Here is a 2842-nt window from a genome sequence, read left to right on the forward strand (position 1 = left end):
AGGATGTACTGGAACTGCTCGGCGGTGCCGGTCATCTTGTTGCGCCGGCCCATGGAGAGCACCTGCACGAAGCCGACGTAGAAGAAGATGCCTTCGAAGATCACGTAGAAGGCGACCAGCTCGCGCAGCAGGCGCTGGTCGTTCTCCGGCGTGCCGGTGTGGAAGTTCGGGTCTGCCAGGTACTGGGTATAGGGCAAGGCCCATTCGGCCTTGCGGGCCACCGCGGGCAGCTCCCGGTACATGTTGAAGATCTCGCCCTCATCCAGGCCCAGGCTCTCCACCACGTATTGATACGCATGGGTGTGCAGGGCCTCCTCGAAGGCCTGACGCAGCAGGTATTGGCGACATTCGGGGTTGGTGATGTGGCGGTAGACGGCCAGCACCAGGTTGTTGGCCACCAGGGAGTCCGCGGTCGAGAAGAAGCCCAGGTTGCGCTTGATGATGGTGCGCTCGTCCTCGGTGAGGCCCTGCGGGTCCTTCCACAGCGCGATGTCCGCGTTCATGTTGATTTCCTGCGGCATCCAGTGGTTGGCGCAGCCGTCGAGGTACTTCTGCCAGGCCCAGTCGTACTTGAAGGGCACCAGCTGGTTCAGGTCCGCGTGGCAGTTGATGATGCGCTTGTCGTCCACGCGCAGGCGGCCGGCGCCCATCTCCAGGCTCTCGAGGCCCGTGGCGCCGCCCTGGGCGCCGGTGTCGGAGTCGGTGTGTGGTGCCGCCGCCTCGTCAAGCAGCGAGCGCTGGGGCGGCAGCGGGTTCGGGTCCACCACGGGCGCGGCGCCCGCACTGCGCATCAGGGCCTCGTTGCCGACGATGCCGTCGCCCGGGCGTGGCGCTGGGCCCGTGTCGGTGCGGGCCTCGGCATGCAACAGGTCGCTGTCTTCGGCGCCCCCACGGAGCGGGAAGTCTTGCTCGCCAGCGTTGTCGCCGAAAGCGGCATCACTCGCCGGCATCGAGTGCGGCGCGTTGTGGGGCCGGGTGGTGACGTTGGCGAGGGGGTCGTCCCAATTCAGCATCGGATTTCCTCCAGGGTCTCTGTGTTGCGGGTTGTGGCACGGGTGATGGGTGGTTGGGTTGCCCAGGAAAGCGCCGATCTATTGGCGCTTACTGCGCGGGAAACCTCGTTTTCCGGTTCCGTCCGATGTTTGGCCAGGATGGCGAAGAGCTCGACATCTCCTCTACTGGGACCGGCTCGGCGCTAGCCCGTTTCTGCCGGAGTGGTCATCAATCGCTCGACGTCTTGGTCGGGAACAGGGCCGGGCTCAGCACATCGCGCAGCGCCGCATAGGGCACCGTGACGTGGAAGTCGCCGATGGCGTAGGGCCCGATCTGATAGTGGCTGAAGGCGACGCGCAGACCTTCGGCCGTCGGCAGCAGCAGGCCGTAGTTGTCCTTTACGGGCGCCGTGCCCTCTTGGAACCACTCGTCCGTCAATAGGTTGGGCTCGCTGCGGAAGGGCTCCTGGTCCGCAAGCGCCGACCGGCTGTGGCGGGCGAGCAGCTCGAGCCAGTCGCTGTCCGGGCGAAACAGGTCCGCAGGCTTGAGGCGCGCGCCGCTGCGGCGCTCCAGTACCAGCGGCAGGTAGAGAGCGCCGCCATGGGCTCCGCCGGTGTACATGTAGCCGCCGCCGTCGACGGCCACGAGCGTGTCGGTGACATACACGCCCTGGTAGCCCAAGGAGAAGGACCAGGGATTGCCGATGTGCTCGCCGCCGTTGTCGCTTAGCACCTCGTCGTATTGCGTCAGGAAGTCCTCGGCCGCTTCGCCGAAGGCCGCGGCGATGGCGGCGTTGGCCTGCGTGACTGCTGCGTCGTCGCCAGACCCATCGTCGGGCAGCACCGGGTAGACGACCTCCACCTCCACCAGGTCGCCGCGGGCATGGAATAGGCGCACCGCGCTGCCGTCTTCGATGACCTCCCGCGACAGCGTCGGCCGGCTTTCCGACGCCGACCCGGCTGCCGAGTCGACGCCCGACTCGGAAGCCGTCACCGCGGCGTCTGAGTCGGCTGTCGCGGTGTCACTGCGGACGCTCTCCCCCGCTGTCATCAGCCCCCGCCCAAGCAGCAGTGCCGCCGTGCCCGCCGCCGGCGCGTGCGCCGGACGGCTGGCCAGTGGCTTGTGATGCGTAGGTTGGCGTGCCCCCACGCCTCTCCGTCCGGCTGCCAGTGTGTCTTGTCACCAGAGGCATCCGCTTGGGAGATGAGCCAGTAGGCGATGCCGAGCGCCAGCACCACGGCGCCGATCCCCACCAGGTCCAGCGCTGTGTAGTCTTCCATGTCGAGGATGATGACCTTCCGCGCGATGGCCATCACAGCGGTGGCCACGACCAGCTTCACCGGAAAGACGTCCGTGCGCAGGTAGAGCGTGATATTGGCGAAGATCTCATAGGCGATGAGCACGGCGAGGAAGACGCCGAACAGCTTCACGATGTCCGGCACCATGAAGTAAGGCGGCCGGGACATGGTCAGGTACAGCGCATGGATGACGCTCGCGACGCCCTCGATGATCACCACCACCATGGCGATGGCCAGCACATAGGTGGCCAGCCGCAGGATGCGGTGCAGCAGCCGCAGCACCGGGTCCGGCGCCCGGGTGGGGAACTCCTCGTGCTCTGCCGGCCCCCCGCTCATGGCCTGGCCCTCCGCGGGCGAGCGTAGGTGGGCGGGTGCCCGTGGCCGAGCGCGCTGGGGCCTTGCGATGCGCAGGAGCAGGGTGCCCAGCGCGCCGGCCGCCGCCACCGCGGCGAGGACCACGGCGACGCGAGCGAAGTCGGGCCAGTGCCACCCCTGTCACTTCTACACATCTCCGAGCCCACGAGACACCTGCGCAACTCGTCTGACGTCTT

General features: G+C 67.5%; 3 protein-coding genes. All 3 read right to left on the bottom strand.

Annotated elements, in window-relative coordinates; all coding sequences use genetic code 11:
• A partial coding sequence (locus tag I6U14_RS11060) for a ribonucleotide-diphosphate reductase subunit beta (protein ID WP_296899310.1) occupies positions 1–1013 on the bottom strand: 1013 nt, incomplete at its 3' end.
• 208 nt (positions 1014–1221) lie between these two features.
• Positions 1222–2043 carry a DUF3298 and DUF4163 domain-containing protein gene (locus I6U14_RS11065; protein WP_296899312.1) on the bottom strand — a complete coding sequence of 274 codons (822 nt, stop codon included), beginning with the start codon at positions 2041–2043 and terminating at the stop codon, positions 1222–1224.
• Positions 2043–2627, bottom strand: coding sequence for a phosphate-starvation-inducible PsiE family protein (locus I6U14_RS11070; protein WP_296899314.1), 585 nt, complete (start codon positions 2625–2627; stop codon positions 2043–2045). The genes I6U14_RS11065 and I6U14_RS11070 overlap by 1 nt, the downstream gene beginning before the upstream one ends.
• Positions 2628–2842 lie beyond the last annotated feature (215 nt).

The sequence above is a fragment of the Thiohalocapsa sp. genome, assembly GCF_019695415.1.
GTDB lineage: Bacteria > Pseudomonadota > Gammaproteobacteria > Chromatiales > Chromatiaceae > Thiohalocapsa.

Coding starts and splice junctions, on each gene's coding strand:
- I6U14_RS11065 (WP_296899312.1), bottom strand. CDS start 2,043: ATGACAGCGGGGGAGAGCGTCCGCAGTGACACCGCGACAGCCGACTCA.
- I6U14_RS11070 (WP_296899314.1), bottom strand. CDS start 2,627: ATGAGCGGGGGGCCGGCAGAGCACGAGGAGTTCCCCACCCGGGCGCCG.